At 35.7% G+C, this 26,776-nt stretch carries 26 protein-coding genes, 1 rRNA gene and 1 pseudogene; 15 read left to right on the top strand and 13 right to left on the bottom strand.

What is annotated here, in order from left to right; genetic code table 11:
• Window positions 1–5 precede the first annotated feature (5 nt).
• From ybaK to OCV73_RS04630, 3 genes are read right to left on the bottom strand one after another with little or no spacing between them, the layout of a single operon-like run.
• Window positions 6–482 (bottom strand): Cys-tRNA(Pro) deacylase, encoded by a 477-nt coding sequence (gene ybaK, locus OCV73_RS04620; RefSeq protein WP_147549561.1) that lies wholly within the window; start codon window positions 480–482, stop codon window positions 6–8.
• Window positions 483–529: 47 nt separating this feature from the next.
• Window positions 530–1,219 carry a 2,3-diphosphoglycerate-dependent phosphoglycerate mutase gene (gpmA, locus tag OCV73_RS04625; RefSeq protein ID WP_147549564.1) on the bottom strand — a complete coding sequence of 230 codons (690 nt, stop codon included), beginning with the start codon at window positions 1,217–1,219 and terminating at the stop codon, window positions 530–532.
• A gap of 17 nt (window positions 1,220–1,236) precedes the next feature.
• Complete coding sequence (locus OCV73_RS04630; RefSeq protein ID WP_147549567.1) at window positions 1,237–1,728, bottom strand: hypothetical protein; 492 nt, start codon at window positions 1,726–1,728, stop codon at window positions 1,237–1,239.
• Between the two features lie 397 nt (window positions 1,729–2,125).
• On the opposite strand from OCV73_RS04630, the gene OCV73_RS04635 reads away from it, so the two are divergent.
• Window positions 2,126–3,115 (top strand): T9SS type A sorting domain-containing protein, encoded by a 990-nt coding sequence (locus OCV73_RS04635; protein ID WP_147549570.1) that lies wholly within the window; start codon window positions 2,126–2,128, stop codon window positions 3,113–3,115.
• 104 nt (window positions 3,116–3,219) lie between these two features.
• On the opposite strand, the gene rho is transcribed toward OCV73_RS04635, so the two are convergent.
• Window positions 3,220–5,235, bottom strand: a complete 2,016-nt coding sequence (gene rho, locus OCV73_RS04640; protein ID WP_147549574.1) for a transcription termination factor Rho — start codon at window positions 5,233–5,235, stop codon at window positions 3,220–3,222.
• Between the two features lie 212 nt (window positions 5,236–5,447).
• A complete protein-coding gene (tilS, locus tag OCV73_RS04645; RefSeq protein WP_147549689.1) occupies window positions 5,448–6,794 on the bottom strand; it encodes a tRNA lysidine(34) synthetase TilS in 1,347 nt (448 codons plus the stop codon).
• 146 nt (window positions 6,795–6,940) lie between these two features.
• Between tilS and pheS the strand changes: the two genes are divergently transcribed.
• The 3 genes from pheS to nth all read left to right on the top strand — a co-directional run bounded on the left by pheS (window position 6,941) and on the right by nth (window position 9,067).
• On the top strand, window positions 6,941–7,960 hold the full coding sequence (gene pheS, locus OCV73_RS04650; protein ID WP_147549577.1) for a phenylalanine--tRNA ligase subunit alpha: 1,020 nt from the start codon (window positions 6,941–6,943) through the stop codon (window positions 7,958–7,960).
• 70 nt (window positions 7,961–8,030) lie between these two features.
• On the top strand, window positions 8,031–8,417 hold the full coding sequence (crcB, locus tag OCV73_RS04655) for a fluoride efflux transporter CrcB (RefSeq protein ID WP_147549580.1): 387 nt from the start codon (window positions 8,031–8,033) through the stop codon (window positions 8,415–8,417).
• A complete protein-coding gene (gene nth, locus OCV73_RS04660; protein WP_147549583.1) occupies window positions 8,414–9,067 on the top strand; it encodes an endonuclease III in 654 nt (217 codons plus the stop codon). Before crcB ends, nth begins: the two co-directional genes overlap by 4 nt.
• Here the strand turns inward: nth and OCV73_RS04665 are convergent.
• Window positions 9,051–10,028: a type I phosphomannose isomerase catalytic subunit gene (locus OCV73_RS04665; protein WP_176897719.1), complete on the bottom strand. Its 978-nt coding sequence runs from the start codon at window positions 10,026–10,028 to the stop codon at window positions 9,051–9,053. The two genes, nth and OCV73_RS04665, sit on opposite strands and share 17 nt — an antisense overlap.
• Before the next feature lie 10 nt (window positions 10,029–10,038).
• Window positions 10,039–11,529, bottom strand: a complete 1,491-nt coding sequence (locus OCV73_RS04670) for a glycoside hydrolase family 10 protein (RefSeq protein WP_147549586.1) — start codon at window positions 11,527–11,529, stop codon at window positions 10,039–10,041.
• 177 nt (window positions 11,530–11,706) lie between these two features.
• Here OCV73_RS04670 and OCV73_RS04675 point away from each other — a divergent pair, with 177 nt between their 5' ends.
• The 4 genes from OCV73_RS04675 (at window position 11,707) to OCV73_RS04690 (ending at window position 15,502) form a co-directional block, all read left to right on the top strand.
• On the top strand, window positions 11,707–12,330 hold the full coding sequence (locus OCV73_RS04675) for a trimeric intracellular cation channel family protein (protein ID WP_147549589.1): 624 nt from the start codon (window positions 11,707–11,709) through the stop codon (window positions 12,328–12,330).
• A 13-nt stretch (window positions 12,331–12,343) separates the two neighbouring features.
• Complete coding sequence (locus OCV73_RS04680) at window positions 12,344–12,754, top strand: GtrA family protein (RefSeq protein ID WP_167551206.1); 411 nt, start codon at window positions 12,344–12,346, stop codon at window positions 12,752–12,754.
• 8 nt (window positions 12,755–12,762) lie between these two features.
• Window positions 12,763–13,704, top strand: a complete 942-nt coding sequence (locus OCV73_RS04685) for a glycosyltransferase family 2 protein (RefSeq protein ID WP_147549595.1) — start codon at window positions 12,763–12,765, stop codon at window positions 13,702–13,704.
• Window positions 13,705–13,795: 91 nt separating this feature from the next.
• Window positions 13,796–15,502, top strand: coding sequence for an ArnT family glycosyltransferase (locus OCV73_RS04690; RefSeq protein WP_147549598.1), 1,707 nt, complete (start codon window positions 13,796–13,798; stop codon window positions 15,500–15,502).
• A gap of 63 nt (window positions 15,503–15,565) precedes the next feature.
• On the opposite strand, the gene OCV73_RS04695 is transcribed toward OCV73_RS04690, so the two are convergent.
• A complete protein-coding gene (locus tag OCV73_RS04695; RefSeq protein ID WP_147549602.1) occupies window positions 15,566–15,943 on the bottom strand; it encodes a RidA family protein in 378 nt (125 codons plus the stop codon).
• Window positions 15,944–16,191: 248 nt separating this feature from the next.
• Here OCV73_RS04695 and OCV73_RS04700 point away from each other — a divergent pair, with 248 nt between their 5' ends.
• The 4 genes from OCV73_RS04700 to OCV73_RS04715 all read left to right on the top strand — a co-directional run bounded on the left by OCV73_RS04700 (window position 16,192) and on the right by OCV73_RS04715 (window position 20,046).
• Window positions 16,192–17,418 carry a quaternary amine ABC transporter ATP-binding protein gene (locus tag OCV73_RS04700; protein ID WP_147549605.1) on the top strand — a complete coding sequence of 409 codons (1,227 nt, stop codon included), beginning with the start codon at window positions 16,192–16,194 and terminating at the stop codon, window positions 17,416–17,418.
• Window positions 17,415–18,236, top strand: a complete 822-nt coding sequence (locus OCV73_RS04705; RefSeq protein WP_147549608.1) for an ABC transporter permease — start codon at window positions 17,415–17,417, stop codon at window positions 18,234–18,236. Before OCV73_RS04700 ends, OCV73_RS04705 begins: the two co-directional genes overlap by 4 nt.
• A 6-nt stretch (window positions 18,237–18,242) precedes the next feature.
• Window positions 18,243–19,094 (top strand): glycine betaine ABC transporter substrate-binding protein, encoded by an 852-nt coding sequence (locus OCV73_RS04710; RefSeq protein ID WP_147549611.1) that lies wholly within the window; start codon window positions 18,243–18,245, stop codon window positions 19,092–19,094.
• A 223-nt stretch (window positions 19,095–19,317) separates the two neighbouring features.
• Complete coding sequence (locus tag OCV73_RS04715; protein WP_147549614.1) at window positions 19,318–20,046, top strand: nitroreductase family protein; 729 nt, start codon at window positions 19,318–19,320, stop codon at window positions 20,044–20,046.
• 98 nt (window positions 20,047–20,144) lie between these two features.
• Here OCV73_RS04715 and OCV73_RS04720 read toward each other — a convergent pair whose 3' ends face one another.
• Both OCV73_RS04720 and OCV73_RS04725 read right to left on the bottom strand, forming a co-directional pair.
• A complete protein-coding gene (locus OCV73_RS04720) occupies window positions 20,145–21,911 on the bottom strand; it encodes an RDD family protein (protein WP_147549617.1) in 1,767 nt (588 codons plus the stop codon).
• Between the two features lie 244 nt (window positions 21,912–22,155).
• Complete coding sequence (locus OCV73_RS04725) at window positions 22,156–22,863, bottom strand: pirin family protein (protein ID WP_147549620.1); 708 nt, start codon at window positions 22,861–22,863, stop codon at window positions 22,156–22,158.
• A 137-nt stretch (window positions 22,864–23,000) separates the two neighbouring features.
• Between OCV73_RS04725 and OCV73_RS04730 the strand changes: the two are divergent.
• Window positions 23,001–23,725: pseudogene (locus OCV73_RS04730) on the top strand (phosphatase).
• On the opposite strand, the gene OCV73_RS04735 reads toward OCV73_RS04730, so the two are convergent.
• Window positions 23,719–24,015: a hypothetical protein gene (locus tag OCV73_RS04735; RefSeq protein ID WP_147549623.1), complete on the bottom strand. Its 297-nt coding sequence runs from the start codon at window positions 24,013–24,015 to the stop codon at window positions 23,719–23,721. The pseudogene OCV73_RS04730 and the gene OCV73_RS04735 overlap by 7 nt on opposite strands.
• 772 nt (window positions 24,016–24,787) lie before the next feature.
• Between OCV73_RS04735 and OCV73_RS04740 the strand changes: the two genes are divergently transcribed.
• Window positions 24,788–25,639 carry a helix-turn-helix transcriptional regulator gene (locus tag OCV73_RS04740; protein ID WP_147549626.1) on the top strand — a complete coding sequence of 284 codons (852 nt, stop codon included), beginning with the start codon at window positions 24,788–24,790 and terminating at the stop codon, window positions 25,637–25,639.
• A gap of 202 nt (window positions 25,640–25,841) precedes the next feature.
• On the top strand, window positions 25,842–26,327 hold the full coding sequence (locus OCV73_RS04745) for an RNA polymerase sigma factor (RefSeq protein WP_147549629.1): 486 nt from the start codon (window positions 25,842–25,844) through the stop codon (window positions 26,325–26,327).
• A gap of 104 nt (window positions 26,328–26,431) precedes the next feature.
• Here the strand turns inward: OCV73_RS04745 and OCV73_RS04750 are convergent, their stop codons facing one another.
• On the bottom strand, window positions 26,432–26,632 hold the full coding sequence (locus OCV73_RS04750; protein ID WP_147549632.1) for a hypothetical protein: 201 nt from the start codon (window positions 26,630–26,632) through the stop codon (window positions 26,432–26,434).
• Window positions 26,633–26,689: 57 nt separating this feature from the next.
• Window positions 26,690–26,776: ribosomal RNA gene (gene rrf / locus OCV73_RS04755) — 5S ribosomal RNA — on the bottom strand; the annotation flags it as partial.

Genomic DNA, 26,776 nt, shown 5'->3' on the forward strand with positions numbered 1-26,776 from the left:
TTATATTATTCGATAATATCTCCTGTTTGCGCACCGACAAAGAGAATAAGGTCATTCGGAGCGATTTTTATTTGCAATCCTCTCACTCCTGCGCTAATATATATATAATCAAATGCTAAACACGTCTCCTGAATATATACCGGATAAGACTTTTTCATAGCTATAGGAGAACAACCTCCCCTGATATAGCCTGTAACGGGCAGCAATTCTTTCATCGCGATCATTTCGGCATTCTTATTCAAAGACAACTTAGCTGCCTTTTTCAGATCAACTTCTTTGTCACCCGGGATTACACAAACAAAAATACCATGCTTGTCTCCTCTTAATACCAAAGTCTTAAAAACCTGTGCTATATTTTCTCCCAACTGTTCAGCCACATGTGTTGCGGCCAAATTATTCTCATCCACTTCATAAGGGATAAGCGCATAAGAAATTTTCTGTTTATCCAGCAACCTGGCCGCATTCGTTTTATTTATCTTCATAACGAATCTCTTTTTCGTTACAAATTTATAAATAAAATACGTTTACCTTATCCTAAATAATATTGTTTTACAACTTCCTCATCATCATTAAGTTCATAAATAAGAGGTTTGCCGGTAGGGATTTCTTCATTTATTATTTCTTCCGGGCTTAGTTTTCTCAACTGCATAACCAGCGCTCTCAAACTATTGCCATGTGCAGCGATAAGAATAGTTTTCTTTTTTTTAATTTCAGGCAAAATAAGAGTTTGCCAGCAAGGCAATACTCTTTTCACCGTATCTTCGAGAGACTCTCCATGGGGAAGCTTATCAATAGGTACATTCGCATACATAGGATCATGAGCCGGAAAGCGAGGATCATCATCTGTAACCAAAGGCGGCCGTACATCATAACTCCGTCTCCATGTTTTTACCTGATCCAAGCCATACTGGTTCGCTACATCCGTTTTATTAAGACCTTGCAAAGCGCCATAATGCCGTTCGTTCAAACGCCAATCCTTTATAGTAGGAGTCCACAAAATATCCATTTCATCCGCGACAAGAAAGCGAGTTACAATAGCACGCTTCAATAATGAAGTAAAACTTATATCGGGTATGATATTAAAACTTCTCAATAACTCACCCGCTCTTCTCGCCTCTTCCCGTCCTTGTTCAGATAATTCAACATCGGTCCAACCGGTAAATCTATTTTCCTGATTCCACAGACTTTGTCCATGTCTCAATAAAATCAATTTATTCATATTCTTTACTTTATTATCTATTCATATTTAAACCGGAAAATAGGAGAAACCGCATTATTCTGCAAAACATCTCCTTTCATCGTGGCAATAACATGACTAATATTAATAATAGGCAACGGAAAATGGCTAAATACAGTTTTATCGGTACGTAACGTAAGCATTCCCCTTAAAGATCCCACTCCAACTCCCAACATAATACTTAATAGTTCCGAAGAAACAGAAACTTTCTGATGTTGAGCCTGGACATATTGGCTTAAATTACAGACCCAATATAACAAGGCTATTTTATAATTTAGCAATTCTTCAGGGAAACCATCTTCCAAAACAACATATTGAACTCCCGTTACTAACTCAAGCAAATTCTCATGTAAATCGGGATATACGCTCACCGATAGATTTACGTGTACCGGTTCTCCTTTGTACTTCATCATTTTGCGGGGGGTAGCCCGGTATCTATATTCCAATTCATGTATATTATCCAACCGTAATTGCATCGATACTTTTTCCATATAATCGTCTTTATACACAAAAACACTTCTACAAGCCAATTGTTTGCAAATCAAAAATCATAATAAGACGATAAACGGTTTGTCCTATTCTACTACATAAATTATTATTATCTGTATAAAACCATTTTTCTCCGGCATCACACGTACTTTATTTGAAAATTTACAATCATTCCATAACCATAAATCGAAAAACCGGATACTATACAAATATGATCGTATTCCTGCTCCTATTATTAAACTTTATATCTGGTATCTATTTCTGATTTTTTATTTATCACAAAATTTACATGGAATTTATATATTTTATATATACAATTTTTGGAGTTATAATTTGTTTTTTAATTATAATATATATAGCTTCGTAAAATATTAATTACATTTTAATACTTTGCTTATTATGAAAAAAATTACTCTTTTAATGTTCCTTTCCTGTATGGTATTTGTTTATGGAGAGGAAGTACAAACACAGCTTCCGTGGGGAGCAACCTATAGTTATATCCAATTTACCTGTTATGGTGAATTTAATCGTTACATGTATCATTACATGTATTTGTCTTCAGAAGAAGATAGTATCGGAGTCAATAACCTGCGGTATCACAAAGTCTATTACAAGCGCCAATCTCCTTCCAATATTGAAAAAGGTACTCCCTGTTACGCCATTCGCCAGGAAGGAGATAAAGTTTATGTATTAGGCGATCCTTGGGATAATATATCGGATAACCCGGGAGGAGCACCTGATATTCCTATGTTCCAAGATTATTATTATAATTATAATGAAGAAGATATTTGTAACGGAGAGTATCTTTTGTATGATTTCGGACTTAATGTAGGAGATACGATTCCCCATAATATTATGTATTCAAGAATCAATGAAATAAAAGAAACATCCAATTCAAATATAAATTACCGGTTATTTATTAATGATTTTTATAATGATGATTTTTTATCCGGTATTGGTAAAACGAAGATTTGGTTTTTTAAGCCGATAACTCCTTATTGTACCTGTATCTGCGATGAAATGGATCTAAAGATGGAGTTAAACGGTGTTGTTTCCAAAGAAGGCAATTTACTTTATATCAGCAATACTCCTGATTATACCGATCCACTCATCTCACGGTTTAATAGTGTGGGATCTCAAAGAGATGATGCAGGAGAAATTACTATCGCACAATCATTAGCTAAGCAATTACTGGTTTCTTTCCCTGTCCTAAACCAAAGATCACAATTGAATATTTATGACATGCAGGGACAATTAAGACTGTCCGAGGGTATTCAGACTGCAGAATCTTCCATAGTACTGGATATAGAAAAATTACAGGAAGGGAGTTATATTCTGCAAATGAACCTGAATAATAAATGGGTCAGTAAACAGTTTATTATTAAATAATATATTGTTATTCAATAAATAATTGGATATTAAAGCTTTCAAAAACAAAAAACAGGCTGTTTGATAATAATCGAAACAGCCTGTTTTCTTAATATATCTGGAGTTTAATCATTCATCGACAATAAAAACTCTTCATTGGAAGATGTACGTTCCATTCTGTCTCTCATAAATTCCATTGCTTCGATAGAGTTCATATCGGACAAATAACGGCGTAATATCCACATGCGGTTCAGAGTGTCTTTATCAAGCAAGAGATCATCACGACGCGTACTGGAAGCTGTAATATCCACAGCAGGAAAAATACGTTTATTTGATAACTTACGATCCAGTTGAAGTTCCATATTACCGGTTCCTTTAAATTCTTCAAAGATCACATCATCCATTTTAGAACCTGTTTCGGTCAATGCGGTTGCAATAATAGTCAGGCTACCTCCTCCTTCAATATTTCGGGCAGCACCAAAAAAACGTTTCGGCTTATGAAGGGCATTTGCGTCCACCCCACCGGATAATACCTTACCCGATGCCGGAGATACCGTATTATACGCACGCGCCAGACGAGTAATGGAGTCTAATAAAATTACAACATCATGTCCGCATTCCACCATCCTTTTCGCCTTTTCAAGAACGATACTGGCCACTTTTACATGACGCTCGGCAGGCTCGTCAAAAGTAGAAGATATAACTTCGGCTTTCACACTGCGAGCCATATCTGTAACTTCCTCCGGTCGTTCATCGATAAGGAGTATAATCATAAAGACTTCAGGATGATTTTCCGATATAGCATTGGCTATATCCTTCAATAAGACAGTCTTACCAGTCTTAGGAGGCGCAACGATAAGCCCACGCTGCCCTTTCCCTATTGGCGAGAACATATCCACCACACGAGTAGAAAGGTTACAATATTTTCCGCTTGTCAAATCAAATTTCGAATCGGGGAAAAGAGGAGTCAAATGATCGAAAGGTACCCGGTCACGGACATATTCAGGCGTACGCCCGTTTATTTTTTCTACTTTTACCAGAGGAAAATATTTTTCTCCCTCTTTGGGAGGACGTATAGGTCCTTCTACAACATCACCGGTTTTAAGACCGAATAATTTTATTTGTGATTGTGACACATAAATATCATCCGGTGAAGTGAGATAATTATAATCTGATGATCGTAAGAAACCGTATCCATCGGGCATCATTTCCAATACCCCCATTCCGGTAAGTATACCCTCGAACTCAAAAGGCTTCTCGACTTGCTTGGGTTCAGGCTGCTGTATTTTTTCAACTGTTTGAGACGAAGATTGAACCTGGGGTTGTGGACGTTCTGAGTTTACAGAAGGATTATTTTTTTGGTTTCTGTCTCTGGGCACGAAACGCTGACGCTCGCTCCTTGGGAAAAAAGACTGTAAACTAAGCGATGGTGCTGTACTCGGTGGTTGGGCAGAAGGATTAGAAATCTGTGCTTTCGGAGCCGACTGAAGGTTTTCTTCCTGAGGCTTCATCTCCGTTACCTTCTTTTCATTTTCCACAGTGATTTGAACAGGTTCTTTAATAGGAGTTTGAGGTTGTACCTGCGTTTTAACAGGTATATTATTCTTCGCAATACGTTTCCGTTTTTTCGTGTCTTGATCCTCCGCTACTATTTCTTCCGTAGCTTTCGGTTCTTCCCCATCCTCCTTAACTGAAATCTCGAGTGCTTCAAATAATTCTTCCACAGGTTCTTTTAACGCAGGATGAGAAATACGCGGTTTCTTAATCTCTTTTTCATTTTCCTTTACGGATTTTTCACCGTCGTCACTCTCTGATGTTTCGTTCTGCTTTTTAGATGTTACCGTTTTTTTCTTACCGGCAATCTTTTCCGGAATTTCATCTGTAACCGGAACATTTTCATTCTTTATTTCCTGTTGTTTTTCATCCTTCTTTTTCGCAGTTTTAGAAGTTGTCTTCTTTTTCTTTCCCTCACCGGATTGTGAAGCTACCTGAAGACTAGCCAGATTTATTGCTTGCTGATCGAGTATCTTATATACCAAATCTTCTTTTTCTAAAGAATCTGTTTTCTTAAGGCCCATTTCTTCCGCTATAACTTTCAAGTCGGATAAAAGTTTAGCATTTAATTCTAAAATATTATACATGAATTTTGATATGTAAATAATGCTATTAAACTATTTGCAATACACTGTCTGTACAAATTCACTGTAGAGACGGATATTGAAAAAGTAAATCAATTGGATTATTCTGAAAATAGGTATTCGTACACATGTATCTGTGCTATCGTTTACGTTGCAAATATACACTTGTTTTAGTTAGTAGAACAATAACTATTAAAATTATGTTTATCTATTAACTATTTTTTACATTCTACTTCCAAAATTAGTTTTGTTTTATCCGTTATCCTAAAAACATCGGAACTTCTTTCCCCTATCAGCCATAGAATATTTTCGCCAGAACAAAGTAATAATGCAGATTCTTTTTCTAATAAAGAGAACTTACGGTCTGTAAAAAAATCACTTATCTTTTTCCTGCGTCCATTCATACCGAACGGCATAAAAGAATCTCCTGTCTCCCATTTTCTTACGGTCAATGGATAAGATAATAAATCCGCATCGAAATAAGCATAGTTTTTATTTTTCTTAATAATGAAGTCCTTGTTAGTTATATACTTCATGTATAACTTCACCGGACCATTCCATTCGGCCATATCCCTGGTTATAGATTGCCCATCATTACATCTCTTCTCTTGTCCGTGCGGAGCAATAATCAAACGATTCCGGTCTGTTACCAGACGATATGAATCTGATAAAAAAATCCTGCCTGATATACCAGATACGTTTTCCAGAATAGAATCTACCTGACTGATGTTAAAACCATAATTTTTAAGGATCTCGAACAATAAGGTACGAGGCGAAGGCTGAGACATTAATTTTTCGGTATCTATAAAACATAAACCTTTATCCACAGTTACCACCTCATCTTTTTGTTCGTCTATAGCTGAGCGATACACTTTAGAAACCTCCTCCAGATTTTCCATCGTCCTGCTTAAAACGTCCTTTACAGCCGGATTTATTTCCTGCAAAAAAGGAATTAAATGCAATCTGATTCTATTTCGCAGATAAGTATCTTCTCTATTCGTACTATCGGTCACGTAATCGATCCCGTATTTTTTCAAATATACTTCTATTTCATTCCTGGAAAGACCTAACAACGGTCTTACTATATTTCCGTTCCGGGCATTAATCCCCGTAATACCTGCAATCCCCGTTCCTCTGATAAGATTAAGAAACAAGGTCTCTATAGAGTCATCTTTGTGATGGGCAACGGCAATAGCTTGCGCCTTGTATTTTTCCCGGATTTTCTCAAACCAGTCATAACGTAATTCCCTGCACGCCATTTCGACCGATATTTTATGTTCCTTCACATATCTTTCGGTATCAAAAGCTATCTCATCAAATACCACATTCTCAGCTATAGAACGCTCCAACGCAAAATTTCTGTCCCTGACCGACTCCTCTCCTCTCAATTGAAAATTGCAATGGCACGCAATACAAGTATATCCAAGCTTGTTTAAAATATGCAACAATGCAACCGAATCGGCTCCCCCGCTCAATCCTACGACAACAGGGATATCCATATTCAATTGTAAATTTTTCCGGATAAATTCTCCTACACGTTTTTCAATACTGTCAATGTCCATCTGCTTTTCTTTCAACTTTACAAATTTAAAGAAAAAATGCGAAGAGGGCAAAAGGAATACGATCACATAAAAATATTTATGCAAATGAGAAGATAAAGCCGTCATATTTATTAAATTTGCATCTGAATTTACTAAACGTAAGCGCAATGATAGAAAAAATAAACCAGCTCAAAACCGAGATAGAAGAATTAAAAGTTTCAAAATCAGAAGATTTAGAAGCTCTCCGCATCAAATATCTCAGTAAAAAAGGAGAGGTTTCCCGACTTTTCAATGATTTTAGAAATGTTGCAGCCGACCAAAAAAAAGAAGTTGGAAAACTTTTAAACGAATTAAAAGAAAAAGCAACGGCCCGCATCAACGAATTGAAAAATGAATTTGAAAATAAAAATCAGGACGTTGTAAATATAGATTTGACACGTACATCATATCCCATCAAATTAGGAACACGCCACCCTATTTCACTGGTTAAAAATGAAATTTGCGAAATATTCGCACGTTTAGGATTTTCCATCGCAGAAGGTCCTGAGATAGAAGATGACTGGCATGTATTTTCGGCTCTTAATTTTGCAGAAGATCATCCGGCTCGGGATATGCAGGATACGTTCTTTATCCAGCGAAATCCGGATATTTTATTAAGAACACACACTTCGTCGGTACAAACACGGGTTATGGAGCACGCACAACCTCCTATCCGTATTATATGCCCGGGAAGAGTATATCGCAACGAGGCTATATCTTACCGGGCTCACTGCTTTTTCCATCAGGTAGAAGCCCTTTATATTGACAAAAACGTATCATTTGCCGACCTGAAACAAGCATTACTCTACTTTGCAAAAGAGATGTTCGGCAACGATACCAAGATACGCCTCCGTCCATCATATTTCCCGTTTACCGAACCTTCGGCAGAAATGGATATTTCATGTAATTTGTGTGGCGGAAAAGGCTGTGCATTTTGTAAACATACGGGATGGGTGGAAATTCTGGGATGTGGAATGGTAGATCCTAACGTACTGGAGGCTTGCGGCATAGATAGTAAAATATATAGCGGATATGCTTTAGGTATGGGTATAGAACGTGTTACTAACCTGAAATATCAGGTAAAAGACCTGAGAATGTTCTCTGAGAACGACGTAAGATTCCTCGAAGAATTCGAATCGGCTCGCTAATAAGCTCGGAAACATTTTACAAGATATTTAAGGAGCTTAAAAAATAAGCTCCTTTTTTATAAAAACAAGAATGGACAAACTATTATATGTGATATTAGGAGGGGCTATAGGATCGGGATTCAGATATGGAGTATCTGTATGGATGCAATCGTTCTCCATATCTTTTCCATTCGCTATTCTCACTGTAAATGTTACCGGTTCCTTTTTCATAGGACTGTGTGGGGCCATAACAGAGATATTCCATGTCCCGTTATATGTAAAACTATTTTTATTTACAGGAATTTTCGGTGGGTTTACAACATTTTCCACATATACGCTGGACACATTACTGATCATAAAAGCGGGAGATTATAAAATGGCTCTTATAAACATATTAGCCAACAATATTTTAGGAATTATCGCCGTATTTTGCGGATTTTTCATCGGGAAATACGGTATAAACTTAATAAAAGCATGAAAACAAGTGAGCGTTACAAAGGGATAATAGAATGGTTCGAAAAAAATATGCCTGTTGCAGAAACAGAACTTCAATATAAAGACCCGTTCCAACTGTTGATCGCTGTCATCTTATCGGCTCAATGTACGGATAAGAGAATAAATATGATCACACCGGCTTTGTTTGAAGCATTTCCTACTCCGGAAGCTTTAGCGGCAAGTACTCCGGAAGAAGTTTTTAAATACATAAAAAGCGTTTCCTATCCCAATAATAAAGCAAAACACTTGGTAGGTATGGCTCGCTGCTTACTTGAAGAATTCGGAGGTATAGTACCTTCGGACGTTAATGAATTACAGAAATTACCCGGAGTGGGACGGAAGACAGCCAATGTCATAGCTTCTGTCGTATATAATAAAGAAGCTATGGCCGTAGATACGCATGTTTTCAGAGTATCCAACCGCATAGGACTTACCAATAATTCAAAGACACCATTGGAAACGGAAAAAACTCTGGTAAAAAATATCCCCGGGCCTTTACTCCCCATTGCACACCATTGGCTCATCTTACATGGGCGCTATGTGTGTACGGCACGCAAACCGAACTGTCTTGAATGCGGCATTCGGGAATTTTGTAAATTTTACAACAAACAGTATATCAATTCCGAGGAATAAAACACTCCAGCAATTTAACCGAAGAATCGGTCTTTATCACCAACCAGTCAAGAGAAGCCGGAATCAAAACAGTTTCCCCCTGTGAGATGCTGAGCTTATATCCGTTATTATCTTCTATTTCGGCTCTTCCTTCCATACAAATATAAATGACAAAAGAATCTTTCGAGGCAATATCGCATTTCATTTCTCCTGTAATATCCAGCAAATTAGTAGAAAAATAGGGACAAACTACTAATTTGACCGGAATATTTTCTTTAGGTTGGTAAACAGTTCTCAAATCATCATACAAATTATAATCTATGGCATCCTTAGCCAGTTGGGTATGTAATTCGCGTGTATTACCGTTGTTATCTTTACGACCATAATCGTAAATACGATAGGTAATATCAGACGTTTGTTGTATTTCTGCAATCAATAATCCCTTTCCTATGGCATGAATACGTCCTGCTGGCAGGAAAAATACATCACCGCTTTTCACCGGATGAAACTGTAATACATCCATTATCGTATTATCCTCTACCCTTTTCACATACTCTTCAGGAGTAATTCGAGTCGAAAAACCCGAATATAACCCTGAACCCGGTTCTGCATTTATAACATACCACATTTCGGTCTTACCAAACGAATCATGTCTTACTTTGGCCAATTTATCATCGGGATGTACCTGTATGGATAAATCATCCTTCGCATCAATAAACTTGATAAGCAAAGGAAAGTTTTTCCCAAAACGGTCATACACGTGACGCCCCATAAAACCGCTCCCTCCTTCTTCTATTAGTTCAGTAAGCGTCTTACCTTTTTCTATACCGTTCGCAACAACCGATACGTGATTTTTTACCTGTGAAATTTCCCAGCTTTCACCCACATTTTCTTGGTTAACAACTTTATTTTTAAATTTTCCTATTTGGTTACCTCCCCAAATAACACTCTTAAAGATATCTTTAAATTTTAATGGGTACATGTTCATAATATTAATTTTGGGTTTTATCATATATCAAAAGCACTTTTTCAATTCCTTTATTTAAACCGGCAAGATAATAATATACAGGAGCACTTTCCTGGTTATAATTATTTATTGCAGTGACAGCAAAGCTCCGGTAAATTAACGACGGAATATACAAAAACGTCTCATGAGAATTTCTAATCGCCACAATGTTCTCCGGTTTACGAATATCTACCGAATCATTACATGAAGCATAAACCACATACTTTCTCGCCGATTTCACACGCTCCCACTCCAATTCAATCCCTCCGGCACTTTCAATGGCATTAAGATGAAAAGGAAATACATCCGAAGCCGAAGGCAATATTCCCATCGGCGGAACCAAAGCAGGCATATCATATAAATCATACTTCAGTAAAGATTGTATTTGCTTGATATTTTGCATAATATGTTTCAGGCGGAAATGAGCCTGCCCTTTCGTACCAGCTATTCGGGAAAAACGTATCTGATTATCTATTTGGGATAAAGGCCAGTTTCCTTCCCTCTTGTCCAAACGATACGTACCCAACCCGGGTATTATTCCTCCCTTATAACAATTTGCCGCCCAATCATAAAGGAACGGATAAAAATTATGGTCGGCACTATACATCATAGGTACTATAAAATCCTGTTTACCCTCACGTAACCAGCATTGTGGATCTTGATATACATATTCACAATTCCATCCGTTTGCTGGAAATCCCGGTAACGACCGGGCACGTCCCAAAGGCGAACTACTTACTCTTACAGCGGGAGAAATCGCTTTGATTGTATCATAAACCGATGATACAATACGATTTATATTTTCAGTACGCCACTTGATTAAAGATTGCCCTTCATCTGCCCATTTATGATAGGAATCTTTATCAGGGAACTTTGACGCATTTTCAGGATATCTGATATAATCCAGATGAATACCATCTACATCATATTTTGTCACAATCTCTTTGGCGATAGACGACAAATACACTGCAGTTTGCGGATTACCCGGGTCAAGAAAATAATTATTCCCCATCCGTTTACATAAATCCGGATAAACGGAAGCGACGGAAGCACCTTTCAATAAACGGACCTGTTTAACCGTACCCACTGGAATACATACCATCCAGGCATGAAACTCCAGTCCTCTTTCATGGCAAGCTTTAACTGCAAAATCAACCGGATCATAAGGCAATAGACCGCCGGCTTCCCCAGTAATTACAGAAGCACATGGTTCTATTGATGACGGATAAATAACTTCTCCCCTGAGCCGGACCTGGAAAAAAACCATATTGAAGTTCATAGAACGTATAAAGTCCAGCATTCCGCACAACTCTTTCTTTTGCTTCTCTACCTCTACTTTATTCCGTGCTACACGGGAAGGCCAGTCGAGTCCCCAGTTAGTAGTCAGCCATACAGCCCTTACCTCATATTTAGGAGAAGCTTGTAATATAAATACAGAAAAGATTAAGATATATAAAAACAGTAAACGCTTAATCATTTAATCATATGTTATCCAAAAAATTATTGACGAAGATACTTCAATTATTCGGAAAACGAATATATTTTAAGCTTAAAACTCCACATATCAAGGCAATCTTTCAGAGACCCTGAAAAATAATAATTCAACCCCCTTTTATTTACAAAAAATAGTACCTTTGTGCCATAAATTGAAAATATGAACAGCACTTTTGCAACCATACTTGAGATAGTGGGTACATTAGCTTTCGCGATCAGCGGAATACGCTTGGCATCCGCCAAACGGTTCGACTGGTTCGGAGCTTACGCTGTAGGATTGGTTACTGCTATCGGAGGTGGAACAACGAGAGATTTACTCCTTAATGCCACTCCGTTCTGGATGATTAATGGCAGTTATCTGGCTGTTACGGCAATAGCTCTTGTATTTGTTGCTGTATTCCGGCGTTATCTCGTACACCTGGAAAATACATTCTTTATATTCGACACCATAGGTTTGGCACTTTTTGTCGTAGTCGGAGTACAAAAAACTATTATGTTCGGTTTTCCTTATTGGGTAGCCATTGTTATGGGAACCATAACAGGATCGGTAGGTAGTATCATCAGAGATATTCTTATAAATGAAGAGCCATTGCTTTTCAGAAAAGATATATATGCCCTGGCTTGTGTCGCCGGCGGACTTGTTTTCTGGTTGTCGGAAGCATTGGGAATGGACAATATTATCACACAATCATTATGCGGCTGCAGTGTTATTATCGTGCGTTTACTGGCAGTCAAATATCATTGGTCTCTGCCATCACTCAAGGTGGACGACAATGAACGTTAATCATTTCCTGAATATGAAAGAAAATTTATCACAAAAAATAGATAAAAAAACCGTTTTTCAATTCATTCGTTTTGCAATAGTGGGCCTTATTAACACTTCGGTTACACTGGTCGTTATCTTTATCCTACAAGAATTATTGCATATACCATACACTACAGCTAATTTCGTAGGTTATATAGCCGGCGTTGTCAATAGCTTCTTTTGGAGCAAACTGTGGGTTTTTAAGAAAAATAATGGTAACTTTATGCGCGAAGTATTATTTTTCTTTATAGCATTTGTTATATGTTATACCATACAATATATCTGCTTATTGATCATGGTAGAAAAATTGGAATTGAATAAACTGGTGGCTCAGCTATTGGGTATGATTGTATATACCGTTGCCAATTTTATATTAAACAGATGCATTACATTTAAAAAATAATTATCAGCATGAACGTAAGCGTTGTCATTCCCTGCTATAATGAAGAAGATGTCCTTCCTGAATCTTATCGGCGTTTTACCCAGGTAATGAGTTCTACTTCCTATGAATACGAGCTTTTATTCGTAAACGACGGGAGCAAAGACCGTACAGAATCTCTCTTACTCTCGTTTGCCGAACAGGATAAGCATGTAAAAGTTCTTTCATTCTCCAGAAATTTCGGACACCAGAATGCGGTAACTGCCGGACTTCAACATTGTTCGGGAGACATTACCGTGATTATCGACGCGGATCTGCAAGATCCTCCCGAAGTAATTCCGCAAATGATAGAAACATATCTGAGAGAAAAAAGCAACGTCGTGTACGCCGTACGTAATAAAAGAGAAGGCGAATCTTTCGGCAAACTGTTAACAGCTAAAGTATATTACCGGATGCTCAACTATCTATCAGATTATACTTTTCCTGTAGATACCGGAGATTTCAGGTTGATTGACCGGAAAGTTCTAGATACATTCAAACGGTTTCCAGAAAAACATAAATACCTGAGAGGGCTTTTCAGCTGGATGGGATTTAAGCAGACCCCATTCTATTATGATCGTCATGAAAGAGCCGCAGGAAAGACAAAATATTCCATTCGCAAAATGTTTGCTTTGGCTTCAATAGGAATATTCGGATTTTCAAAGAAACCGTTAAAACTAGCCATTTCTTTGGGAACCTTATCCATATTTATAGCTATCATCATAGCATTATGGATATTCTATAATATATTTTTCTGTGCCGGTTCTGTAGTACCCGGTTGGGCTTCGACCATAATCACAATATTATTTTTGGGAGGTATCCAGTTATTTACCATAGGAATATTAGGTGAATATATAGGAAACATATTTGATGAAACCAAAAACAGACCCGAATATATTATTGATAAAATGATAAATTTCGATACAGATAAGTAATTTCAAAACTGGCAGTGAAGAAAAAAATATATAAGTTGATATAATACCAGCAGATTAATTATTATTTCGGATCTGATTAAAAAGTAAAACTATGAAGATTAGTTCTAAAGCCTTGCTTTTTCTTCTGTTAGCGTTTATTTGCATTTTAACCCTTATCCCATTTCTCGGGCTGACGGACTTCCACACAAAAGGAGAACCCCGAGAAGCTATTGTAGCCGTATCGATGCTACAAACCGACAACTGGATACTACCCATAAATAATGGTGAAGACATAGCTTACAAGCCTCCTTTTTTTCACTGGTGCATCGCCGCATTATCACTTCCTTGGGGAGAAGTAACAGAATATACATCTCGGCTTCCATCTGCTCTTGCTGCAATTATAATGACATTAGCATGCTTTCTTTTTTTCTCCAAACGTACACGGAACGATCTGGCATTCCTTTCTTCGCTACTGTTGATGTCTTCGTTCGAAATACACCGTGCTGCAATGGCCAGCCGGGTAGATATGGTGTTGACACTATTTATAGTACTTGCGCTTTTCCAATTATATAAATGGACAGAAAAAGGACTACGTGGTTTTCCGCTCTGGGCGACCGTTTTCATGGGACTAGCCACCCTGACAAAAGGCCCCGTAGGAATAATATTACCCTGTCTTGTAATTGGTGTTTATTTATTGATACGCAAATTTCCTTTCTGGAAAATCACATATAAATTAATATTAACAGCGATAATCTCATTTATACTACCATTTTTATGGTACTATGCAGCCTATCAACAGGGAGGCCAAACATTTATGAATTTGGTAATGGAAGAAAATTTCGGACGTTTTATGGGTAAAATGTCATACGAATCTCATGAAGAACCTGTAATTTACTATATATACACAACATTAGCCGGTTTCCTTCCCTGGTCTTTACTGGTAATCATTTCTCTCTTTACTTATAAATATCATTTGCCTCACGGAAAAATATCCGGCTGGTGGACAAAAGTAAAAAATAAAATCACTGGAATGAATAATGTGAGGTTATTCAGTTTACTTTCTTTCATATTGATTCTTTTATTCTATTGCATACCCAAAAGTAAACGCACGGTTTATATTATGCCCGTTTATCCTTTCCTGGCATATTTTCTTGCAGAATACATGATTTTCCTTCTAAAGAATAAACAAAAAGTATGGCGTATTTTCAGCATTATTCTGGTAAGTTTAACCGCCTTATTACTGTTCTTATTTATTTCTTTAAAATTCGGATGGCTTACACCGTTATTTGCAGGAACATCTTTATCATACTACATACAGGCATTTAATACTCCGTGGGATTTTCTAAGCATTTCTGCCATAATCATCATGATTATGTTACTATATGAAATGTATAAAAGTAAAAGAGACTTGTCTCTTAACAACCGGTATCTTTATGCGACAGTTGCATTATTTTTCGGTATACAATTAACATTAGATTCTACAATACTACCTTCGGCTCTGAATGCAAAATCCATGAGACCTTTTGCTCAGGAAATTAAAAATATAATTCCCGAAGGTAAAATTTATGCTTATGTTTCTACACCAATGCTGCGTTTTTATATTATCAACTTCTATAATGACAACCGGGTTGCATCGTTCGAACATGAAAAACCCCAAAAAGGTTACCTTGTCGTAGGCGAAAATGATTATAACGGCCACATTACTTCAACGTATCCGGATTATCAATTTAAACAAATATTGAAAAGCAACCGGAAAGGGAACGATGTAAAAGACATTATTTATCTATATAAATTTGAGAAAAATACAGAAAACAAATAAATTATAATCTCATAATCAACAATAAAGGAGACCCGTAAGGCCTCCTTTATTGTTATGACATATTCAGTCTTTACACGCTATTAATTCAATTTCAACCAAGACATCCTTAGGCAATTGCCTGACTGCTATGCATGAACGGGCCGGATGATTGGTAAAATACTCAGAATAAATCGTATTGAAAGCAGCAAAATCTTCCATATTCTTCAAGAAACAAGTCGTTTTTATCACATGGCCGAATGACATCCCAGCAGCTTGTAATATGGCAGATAAATTCTGCATAACTTGAATTGTCTGCCCCTTTATATTTGTCGCATCAACATTCCCGGTAACAGGATCTATAGGAATTTGTCCTGATGTATATAACATATTACCGCACAAAATAGCCTGCGAATACGGACCTATAGATTCAGGAGCCTGTTGGATATAAATCTTCTGTAACATAAGCTTATATTTAAACATTAATCAATTATACAAATCTACATAAAAAAAGGTTCCGACTAAATTTGGAATACTCATAAATATACCTAAAAATAACACTTATCTTCTCTTTTTTAGAAAAAACCGGACATCTTTTTACATAAATAATATGAACATATCTTTTTTCATTCTGTTATCATAAAGTAGGATTCTGACTGCAAAAGAAAAAAATGTCTTAATGAAGACAAGTGAAATTAAAATCCCCGGACTATATGAGCAAAATAAAAATAAAGGATGTATTTATAATTTTTGGCGAAGAGTACAAAAAAGCCCGCAAACTCATAGACGAAAATATAAGCAAAGCCGAAATACTTGAAAAAACAGGCTGCACTGTGGCAGTGAATAGAGCTAATCTTGAAATAAACGAAGGTGAATTTTTTGTTATTATGGGATTATCAGGCAGCGGAAAATCTACTCTCTTAAGATGTATCAACCGGCTCATACGTCCTACCTACGGAGAAGTACTGATAGACGGTAAGAATATAACACGATTAAAAGATAAAGAATTACTCGAAATACGGCGAAAAAAACTTTCCATGGTATTTCAGCATTTCGGTTTACTTCCCCATCGCAGTGTACTTAGCAATGTGGCTTTTGGACTCGAGCTACAAGGCATTTCTTCAAAGAAACGAATGAAAAAAGCACAAGAAAGCATAGAGCTGGTAGGACTGAAAGGTTATGAAGAACAAAAGGTAAGTGAACTATCGGGGGGTATGCAACAACGGGTAGGATTGGCAAGAGCACTTGCTAATAATCCCGAAGTTTTATTGATGGATGAAGCTTTTTCTGCTCTTGACCCGCTCATCAGAGAGCAGATGCAGGATGAACTTCTGGCCTTGCAAAACAAAATGAAGAAAACAATAGTATTCATTACACACGATCTCGATGAAGCAATTAAACTGGGAGACAGAATAGCCATAATGAAAGACGGTGAAGTAGTACAAATTGGAACTCCCGAAGAAATACTGACAAATCCGGCTAATAATTACGTAACTAAATTTACCGAAAATGTCGACCGAAGCAGAGTGGTGACTGCCGGCTCTATCATGATAAAAAAACCGGTAACCATAAGAGCTGATCGCGAAGGGCCTGAAGCTGTAATACGAAAAATGAGAGAGAAGAATCTGTTCGTATTACCAGTTATAGACTCTAACCACCAACTTCTGGGAGAAATAAGATTAAAAGATGTGATGAAACTGAGAAAAGAAGGAAAAAAAGACCTCAAGTCCATTATTATATGCAACATACCATCGGTACTCGAATGCGCTACCGTAGAAGACATGCTACCCTTATTACCTCAAATACGGCAGGTTATTCCGGTTGTCAGTGAGAACAATCAATTACTGGGTGTAGTATCACCATCTTCCGTCATTATTGAAATGACAGGTAAAGATAAAGGAGAGATCAAACAAATCGTACAAAATGCTATAGACTTATGATAAAAATAGATATAGGAAAATATATTGAAATAGCTATAAACTGGCTCACAGACCATTGGACTCCATTCTTCGATGCCATCGACAACGGTGTAGGAAACTTTATAGATGCTTTGCAACAAGGTTTAGCCTGGATCCCGTTTTACATAATTATTATTGCCATTGCTGCACTAGCATGGTTCAAAGCCGGTAAAGGAATAGGCATATTTACTTTATTAGGATTACTGCTTATCTATGCCATGGGATTCTGGGATTCTACAATGGTAACTTTAGCCCTCGTACTCTCATCTACCATCATAGCACTTATATTAGGCATTCCCTTGGGAATATGGTGTGCTGAAAATAAAAAAACCGAAAAAATAGTTCATCCCATACTGGACCTGATGCAAACAATGCCTGCCTTCGTATATCTTATACCGGCCGTACTGTTTTTCGGACTGGGAAATGTACCCGGTGCATTTGCGACTGTTATATTTGCAATGCCTCCTGTCGTACGGCTAACGACTTTAGGTGTTAAGCAAGTACCCCAAGACATAATCGAAGCAAGTCGGTCATTCGGAGCAACAAAAAGACAAATGTTATTTAAGGTACAACTGCCACTGGCTTTGCCAACTATTATGACAGGCATAAACCAAACTATCATGATGTCCTTATCAATGGTAGTAATCGCAGCAATGATTTCTGCCGGAGGATTAGGTGAAATAGTTTTAAAAGGAATTACGCAGATGAAAATAGGCCTGGGATTTGAAGGAGGGCTGGCTGTCGTTATCCTGGCTATCATTCTCGACCGTATTACACAAGGCTTTGTATCACGTAAATAAAAAAACATGAAATACTTGATATACATAAACATTCTTTTAATTATAACAGTAACAGCTGGTTGTTCCGCAAAAGAAAAAAATTCTAAAGAAATATCCATTGCATACCCTAACTGGTCCGAAGGGATCGCCTTAAGTTACCTGGCAAAAAATATTTTAGAAGAACAAGGATATAAAGTAACCATGCAAAATGCAGACATTGCTCCTATTTTCGTTTCCATGGCTCGTGGAAAAACCGACGTTTTTATGGACACTTGGTTACCGGTAACCCATAAAGATTATATGAATCAATATGGAGAAAAATTGGACATAATAGGAAAATCATATAATAATGCACGCATCGGTTTGGTCGTACCCACCTATGTTAGCATAAATTCTATCGAAGAACTTAACAAAAATCATAATCAGTTTTCAGGAGAAATTATCGGCATTGATGCTGGAGCCGGTATCATGAAATCGACCATTCAAGCTATTGCCGATTATCCTCTGGATATTGAACTGAGATCTTCCAGCGGAACCGCCATGACAGCTTTGCTGAAAAAAGCAACTGATGCAAAAAAATGGATTGTAATTACCGGATGGCAGCCTCATTGGATGTTCTCCGTATTCGATCTAAAATTCTTGGACGATCCTAAAAAATCATTCGGAGAGGCCGAAAGTATATTTACTATCTCAAGAAAAGGATTTTTTGCAGATGATCCTTTCGCCGGTAATTTCTTTTCTAACCTAAAACTAAACGACGAGCAATTAAGCTCATTACTCAACTATTTCAATACCATCTCTGATGAAACGGAAGCCGCAAATAAATGGATAGACGAAAACAGAGAACTCGTTGATTCGTGGATATCCGGTAAACAATAAAATATTTTGTAAATAACAAAAAGATCAACGGATTTTCCTGGTTTGAAAATGGTATTGCCAAATGAAAGAAATACCTTTTAACCTCGAAATAGCATTGAAAAGCAAAAAGACCGAATACAAAAAAAGCATTAGCCCCCAGGAGAAAACCCGTTTAGCTCGAAAGAAACGTAGAAAGTCGTAATGCACAATTGAACAAAAAATAATAACTATATCAGATATTAATATGAATTTAGAAGAAGTTTTAAATTACCGCCGTTCAGTACGAGTGTTTGATAAAGAAAAACAAATAGATCCGGAAAAAGTAAAACATTGCCTGGAACTGGCAACATTAGCTCCCAATAGTTCAAATATGCAATTATGGGAATTTTATCAAATTATAAAACCCGAATTATTAGCAAAGATATCAAAGGCCTGCCTCGACCAAACTGCTACAGCTACAGCCTCAGAAATCGTCGTTTTTGTTACACGTCAGGATTTATATAAAAAAAGAGCAAAGTTTGTACTTGAATTTGAAAGAGAGAATATTAAACGAAACAGTCCGAAAGAACGCCAAGAAAAACGTATTAAAGACAGAGAGCTCTACTATGGAAAGTTGATGCCGTTTATTTATGCCAGATTTTTCGGTTTACTAGGCTTTTTAAGAATTATATTGGCAAAAATTATCGGACTTTTCCGCCCTATTATTCGGGAAGTATCCGAAAATGATATGCGTGTCGTAGTACATAAGTCTTGCGCACTTGCCGCACAAACATTTATGATTGCTATGGCAAACGAAGGATATGATACTTGTCCTCTGGAAGGTTTTGACAGTAAACAAATTAAAAAGCTATTAAAACTACCTCATCGTTCCGGAGTGAATATGGTAATAGCCTGTGGCATCCGAGACGGAAATAAAGGAATCTGGGGCGAACGGGGGAGAGTTCCATTCAGTGAAGTTTATCATAGAATCTAATTGCTTCAAATGTAAACATTCCCTAATCATATATTCAAAAACACATATAACATATCCTCGGCATATACAAATAAATATACTACTAAAAATCAGATAACCTAACGCTGTTTTTTCCTTGTCTTCATAGGACTCAACAGTATCATAGCTAACAATAGTATTCCAACAAAAAAACCAATGCCGAAAATAGAATACACTATTCTATTTTCCAGCTTATTTATTTTAAAATATCTAGGCTCTGTATACAGGATCTTCCCTCTTCCGAAAGTCTTATACCTCGGTAACTCATATTTTTTTATAAATTCATAATATTCTTCATTGATAAGTTTATAACGCTCTAAAAATAAGCTTTCGTTCTCTCCGTCCAACATATAAGGATAGCCTTCACTAAAAACATGTTTACGTAAAGGAAGATAATATATCATTCCTGTAAACATGTCTTCATATTTTTTCTTACTTAACATACTAATAAATGGATATAAATCAAATTTATCTTCACCGAAGGGGGAGTCACGAAAACCGAAAGCATATGCAGAATCACCCATTTGTTCGAATGCAACATCCCATTTCCCATTTTGTATAGGAGGAGCAACCTCTATAGAAAAATAATTCAAGGTTATATTATTAATTAAGACATTCGCTATTTTACCAGGGAAAGTTCTATTTAAATAAGCTCCACAATTATCATTCAAATAGTCATCAAGCAGGAAAGCATGTCTGAAATTCATAATAATCAAAGACTTATTTGCCTTTTTGGATTTGATAGTATTTATAATATTCGTGGCCATTATACTATCATACATTTTTTCAGCATATGGATTTACCAAAATATCCGAACTGGTAAAACACACATTTATACGAACACTGTCCTTTTGATTTAAATAATAAACCCTTTTTAAAAAGTCAAACCAACTTGTACGATTCCAAAGAGGATGCAGAGTCTGATTTTTCATTAAAAAGCCGGACAATGCTTTTTCCATAAGTGAATCATTAGAATATGTTGTAGAAGTATAAGCTTGGTAATCTTTTATTCGATCTGCACGTCCTTGTTCTGTAAAAATAGTTCCTATATCAGAAAAACGTTCGTCTTTTATAATATTATAAATCATATCCCATTGCGTATATTCATTATGAAATCTCTCGCAAAGAATGACATGATCATATTTTTTGAACAAGTCAAATATATAATCATTAATATCCTGCCGGTTATGTTGTAAATATTGGGTATATTTAGTTACAGCGGACGAAGAAGGACGAGGAGCATAATATTCTATTTCAGCAGATTTGGCTAAATCCGGATTAGTTAAATAGGTATTAGCTATTCTGGAAAAGAAACCAAGAACCAATATTATCATATATAAAATCAATAACTTATAACGTTCTTTTTTACTAATAAAAGAAACAGATCTAATGATTTTAATTTTAAATATCTTTTTACGAAAAAACAAAAGTAAAAATAAAATTATAAGAAATATAAAAAATAAAATAATATAAAAAAGAGAATATGAATGAAATATATTGTTCGCATTTAACACATATGGCAATAAATTATATAGGAATAAACTGATAACCAATAAAAAACCTGGAATACTAGTAAAAACATCTCTCAAAGCAAACCTTACAAATTTATTTTTATTTTCTATCGAGGATTTTAATCTAATACCCAAAAATTTTTGACCTAATGTACACATCCAAAAGAAATGGCATATAACCTCATAGATCATCCAAACAGACAACCACCCCCACAAGAACGGAAGATAAAAAAATCCGGATATACAAAAACTCAATATACAGAAAAGATAAAGACTAAAAGATAAGTCTATTATAATTCCTAAAATCCTCTGAATAGCAAATGTGATTTTTTTCATTATGTATTTACTATATGCACTATTATTTATTTTACAACTTATCAGGGTAGATTCTAATATTCAATAAATTTTTAAGCAATATACAATTAATAATTTATAGGTATGACTTACTATTACCATACAAGCCATAACATTAACACAAAATAAAGCCGTTTAACAAATCATATTATTTACGGTCTGATATTAAAAAGACACCGGTTATAATAATATAACGATGTCTTTTTTCTCTATATAAACATTTTAATCACAAAATAGGTACTTCCATCAGCAAAAGTTTAGCTTTCTTCAATACTTTAATCTGTATTTGCTTTGTTTCATAAAGACCGATACCATCCCGCCGGGAAAGAATCGCATCCCCTATCGCTATTTCACCTTCCAAAACAAATAAATATATACCCGTATTATCTTTATGTAACGTATAATCTATAATTTTACCGGCATCAAAATCTCCCATAGAGAACCAGGCATCCTGGTCTATCGAGGCTGGTGCATCACCATCAGGAGATATAAACAAAGCCCACTGATTAGGAAGCAAAAGTTCCCGTATATCATAATCATTATATTTGGGCCGATTATTTTTGTGTTTCGGTATTACCCATATCTGTAAAAACTCTACAGGCTCCGTCTGACTATGATTTTTTTCACTATGAAGTATGCCTGTTCCGGCACTCATAACCTGAATCTCCCCCACTGTTATTACCTTTTGATTACTTTCACTATCGCCATGCCTTAAATGTCCCTTTAAAGGTATCGACACTATTTCCATATTCTCGTGAGGATGAGTATCGAATCCCGTACCCGGAGCTACTTTGTCATCATTAAGTACGCGTAATGCGCCAAAACTCATCCGATGAGGATTATAATAATTGGCAAAACTAAATGTATGATGCGTATCAAGCCATCCGTGATTAGCATGTCCCCGGCTTTCAGCCTTATCTATAATAGATTTCATAACACTACAATATTTTATTGTTATTAATTAAAAACATCTGCATGGAAGGAAAGTTCTGTTCTTCCTTATCGAAAACGCTCAAATCAATCCCATAAAGAAATTATTAGTAAATTTGCACATCAAAATACATAAATATGATAACACCCAAATTAGATATTCATACGCATAGCATAGTAAGCGGACATGCATTCAGTACCCTGCAGGAAATGGCTAAAACAGCATCGGAAAAAGGACTGGAACTATTAGGTGTCACCGAACACGCTCCAAGTATACCGGGTACTTGCAGTCTAATCTACTTCAGAAATTTACACGTTGTCCCTCGAAAAATGTACGGAATAGAGCTTTTACTAGGTTCTGAATTGAATATTACAGATTATAAAGGATCCATAGATATGGATGAAAATCATTTAAAAATGCTTGATGTAAGAATTGCAGGAATTCATTCTTTATGTTATACTCCGGGTAGCATAGAACAAAACACACAAGCAATCATTGGAGCAATAAGTAATTCTTATATAGATATAATAAGTCACCCAGGCAATGGAACAGTTCCATTACTATATGAACCTATCGTACTTGCTGCAAAAAAATACGGAACTCTTCTTGAAATAAATAACAGTTCGCTAAATCCCTTACGACATAAAGAATGCGCGAAATATAACAATTTGCAAATATTACATCTATGTAAAAATATGAAGTTCCTGTTATACTAGGCAGTGACGCACATATATCTTTTGATATAGCCCGATATGACTTTATACCCGAACTGCTACAAATGTCAGAGTTTCCAGACAAACTTATTATCAATGATAAAATAGATACTTTCAGAAAAATTATTCATCGCAACAGAAAATATCAATAACTCAACGTCCATTTAGTCAGCAATCTGATATCATTAAAGAACATATATATCCTACGAATAACCCCGGGATTAACCTCCGGCAAATAAACCATGTGCCTATCTTTCTTCAGACAAAGAAGAAATACACGTCCGTTTTTAAGAAATATCTTAAAACATCCGTTCTTTCTCTCCGCATTCAAATAAATGATATCATCATAAGCAATACGATCTCCTGAGCCATCTTCAAACTCCATATAATCATCCAAATATGTAATATGATGCTGCATTTTATAAGGACGGAGCTTCTCCATAATCTTAAATTTACTTATCGGCGATGCATGTTTTACAAAATATTTTATCATCCAATCACTTAACTTATCCCGAAATGTTATATCGCGTAAAAAATATATCTCTCTATATAAATAAGTATATATATTTTCATGCGTTTTATTTATTATCGTAAAAAGCTGCACCTCATTATTATTTGAAGTAGTAGAAAAGACTAAACGAATTTTAGGCGATAATTCCAAAAACAAAAAATTATCAGACCGAGCAATAGAATCAACAAAAGCATAAGGAATATATCTTTTACTAAAAGAAGAAGTCGAAATAAAAGTAAAACCATTTTTTTTAAATTCGAAATGATGCAGATATTTATATGGCATTAATGCATCAGAAATAGAGATTCTATACTTTTCCGATTTTATTCCTTTTTGATATAAACAAATCGAGTTTGTCATTTATTCGATTTTAGCACTGATTATTAATAAATTATTTTATATCACAAAATTATATTAGAATTCTGTTTTTTACTACCACTTTTTAGCTCAAAATATACACCAATTGGTCCAAAGTTCACTATAAAATTCACATTAAATGATTTATTAAAGTTAATACAAAATATCAGCACATAACCTAAAAACAAAATAATACACTGATAATAAATATATTATAAAAACAAATAAACAAACAAATGATATAATATACGTTAAATAAATAAACTCCATTGAACAATTCAGCTCAACACAACATACCTCTAATAAAAAGAATCATGACAGATTGAATATTTTAAAAATCATATTTATGAATCGGAAAGAATGCGAACTTTATCATTGCGAATATAAAAACATTTTGGAAAAAGAATTTAATTATTTGCAATATGAAAAAGGAAGAGAAGTTATATTCCCCTCCGATAAAACACAACACATTATGGCCTTTGTTCTTAAAGGAGAAATGACAATAACCTACGAAAAACAACCATCTGTAGAAGCTTATTCTCCCCAAGTATTCGTAGTGCCGAAGAGATCTACAATAAAAATAAAGGTAAGTGAAAAAACGGACTCATTAATATTTTACATGCGTTTTACCGAATTAAATGGCTTTTGTGATAAATTTAACATAAAAGATATAATTCAGGACCCCGATTTCTTATGGATGTTCAAGACATTAGAAATGAAAGAACCACTTTCAAAATATATTGATTACCTCTCTTATATAACCAAAAACGAATTCTGCCAATATTTTAATAACACACATAAAAAAGTTATCGGAAGCATCTTTTTTTCATTCTATACCCATGATGAATTATTACAATTATTTTATCCCATTAATGCCAAAGAAGAATATTTCAAACTGTTGGTCTTAAAAAATTACTCACATGTTAAAAACTTACGTGATTTTGCAGAAAAAACAGGATGCAGCCTTTCTACCTTTAAAAGAAGATTCTCCGAGAGTTTCGGAATGCCCGCACATCGTTGGTTACAAATACGTAAATCCAGTGCAATAAAAGAAGATTTAAAAAACCACACCACAAACTTTCAAGAAATATCCGAAAGATACGGCTTCCCCTCACAAAAACACTTGTATAATTTCTGTGTCAGGCATTTAGGAGGCAGTCCCAGTTCAATAAGAAACGGAACCGAAAATACCAACTAATAGTAAAAAATTCATAACTTTAAAAAGAATTTAAAAGAACACCTTATAAGATTTTGATTATTAAACTTTTTTCCATAAGTTTGTTCTATAATTTAGTTGCCTTACAAGGCAAAATAATATTCTTTAACAAATAAAACCATCCCTTTAAGAAGGGTATACTTTGGTTATTTTTAAATTACAAATCACTACAAACTCACTAACTATGAACAATATAAATACCGAATTCGGAAAAATCACTACTTACTTATACCATTATGCCCTATATTTGACACAAAACAAAGAAGCAGCAGAAGATTTGGTACAAGATACCGCTCTTAACGCTGTCAGCAATCAGGAAAAATTTGAAAACGGAACAAATTTTAAAGCATGGACATCTAAGATCATGCATAACATATTTGTAAATGACTATAGAAAAAAAGCTGTCAGAAGAGCTGTTATATGTGAAGCTGATTCCTTACAAGTTGCATCTACCGACTCAGGACCCGGAGAAAACTTAGATATTCAAATCATTAATAATGCTATTAAAAATTTACCTCTAAAACAACGTTCCATTTGTAAATTATTGATCACAGGTTCCAAATACGAGGATATCGCCATAACCATGAATATGCCTTTAGGATCTGTAAAAAGCCAAATATTCCTTATTCGTAAGAAATTAAATCACCAATTACGAGAATTAAGAGATTAATACAGCATACACTATAAAATAAGCCGGAATTACTTACAATTCCGGCTTATTTTTACTACCCACTTGAAATAATAACGATTATTTCCCTTACCGCATGTTTATATTCAAACATCGGGGATTCCCGGGGCTTCGAGGGACTGACGGTAACGTAACCGGGTTGACTGGGAAGGGGCTGTACGGGATTGTGGGGAGAGGTAATTCTTCAGGGATGAAGTGGTATGGATAATAGTATGGTAGTGGTATGGGTGTGAGTGTGGTATGGGTGTGGGTATTGGGTATTGATCTGATGTTCTTGGTCTGTACATATAAAACAGGAGCCTGATCTTCCGGGGGTCATCTCCCCCTTCCGACAAGGCTCCTTTATGTGGCGGCTACCTACTCTCCCACTTTGCGCAGTACCATCGGCGTGACGAGGCTTAACTTCTCTGTTCGGTATGGGAAGAGGTGGG

The sequence above is a fragment of the Barnesiella propionica genome (assembly GCF_025567045.1).
Lineage (GTDB): Bacteria > Bacteroidota > Bacteroidia > Bacteroidales > Barnesiellaceae > Barnesiella_B > Barnesiella_B propionica.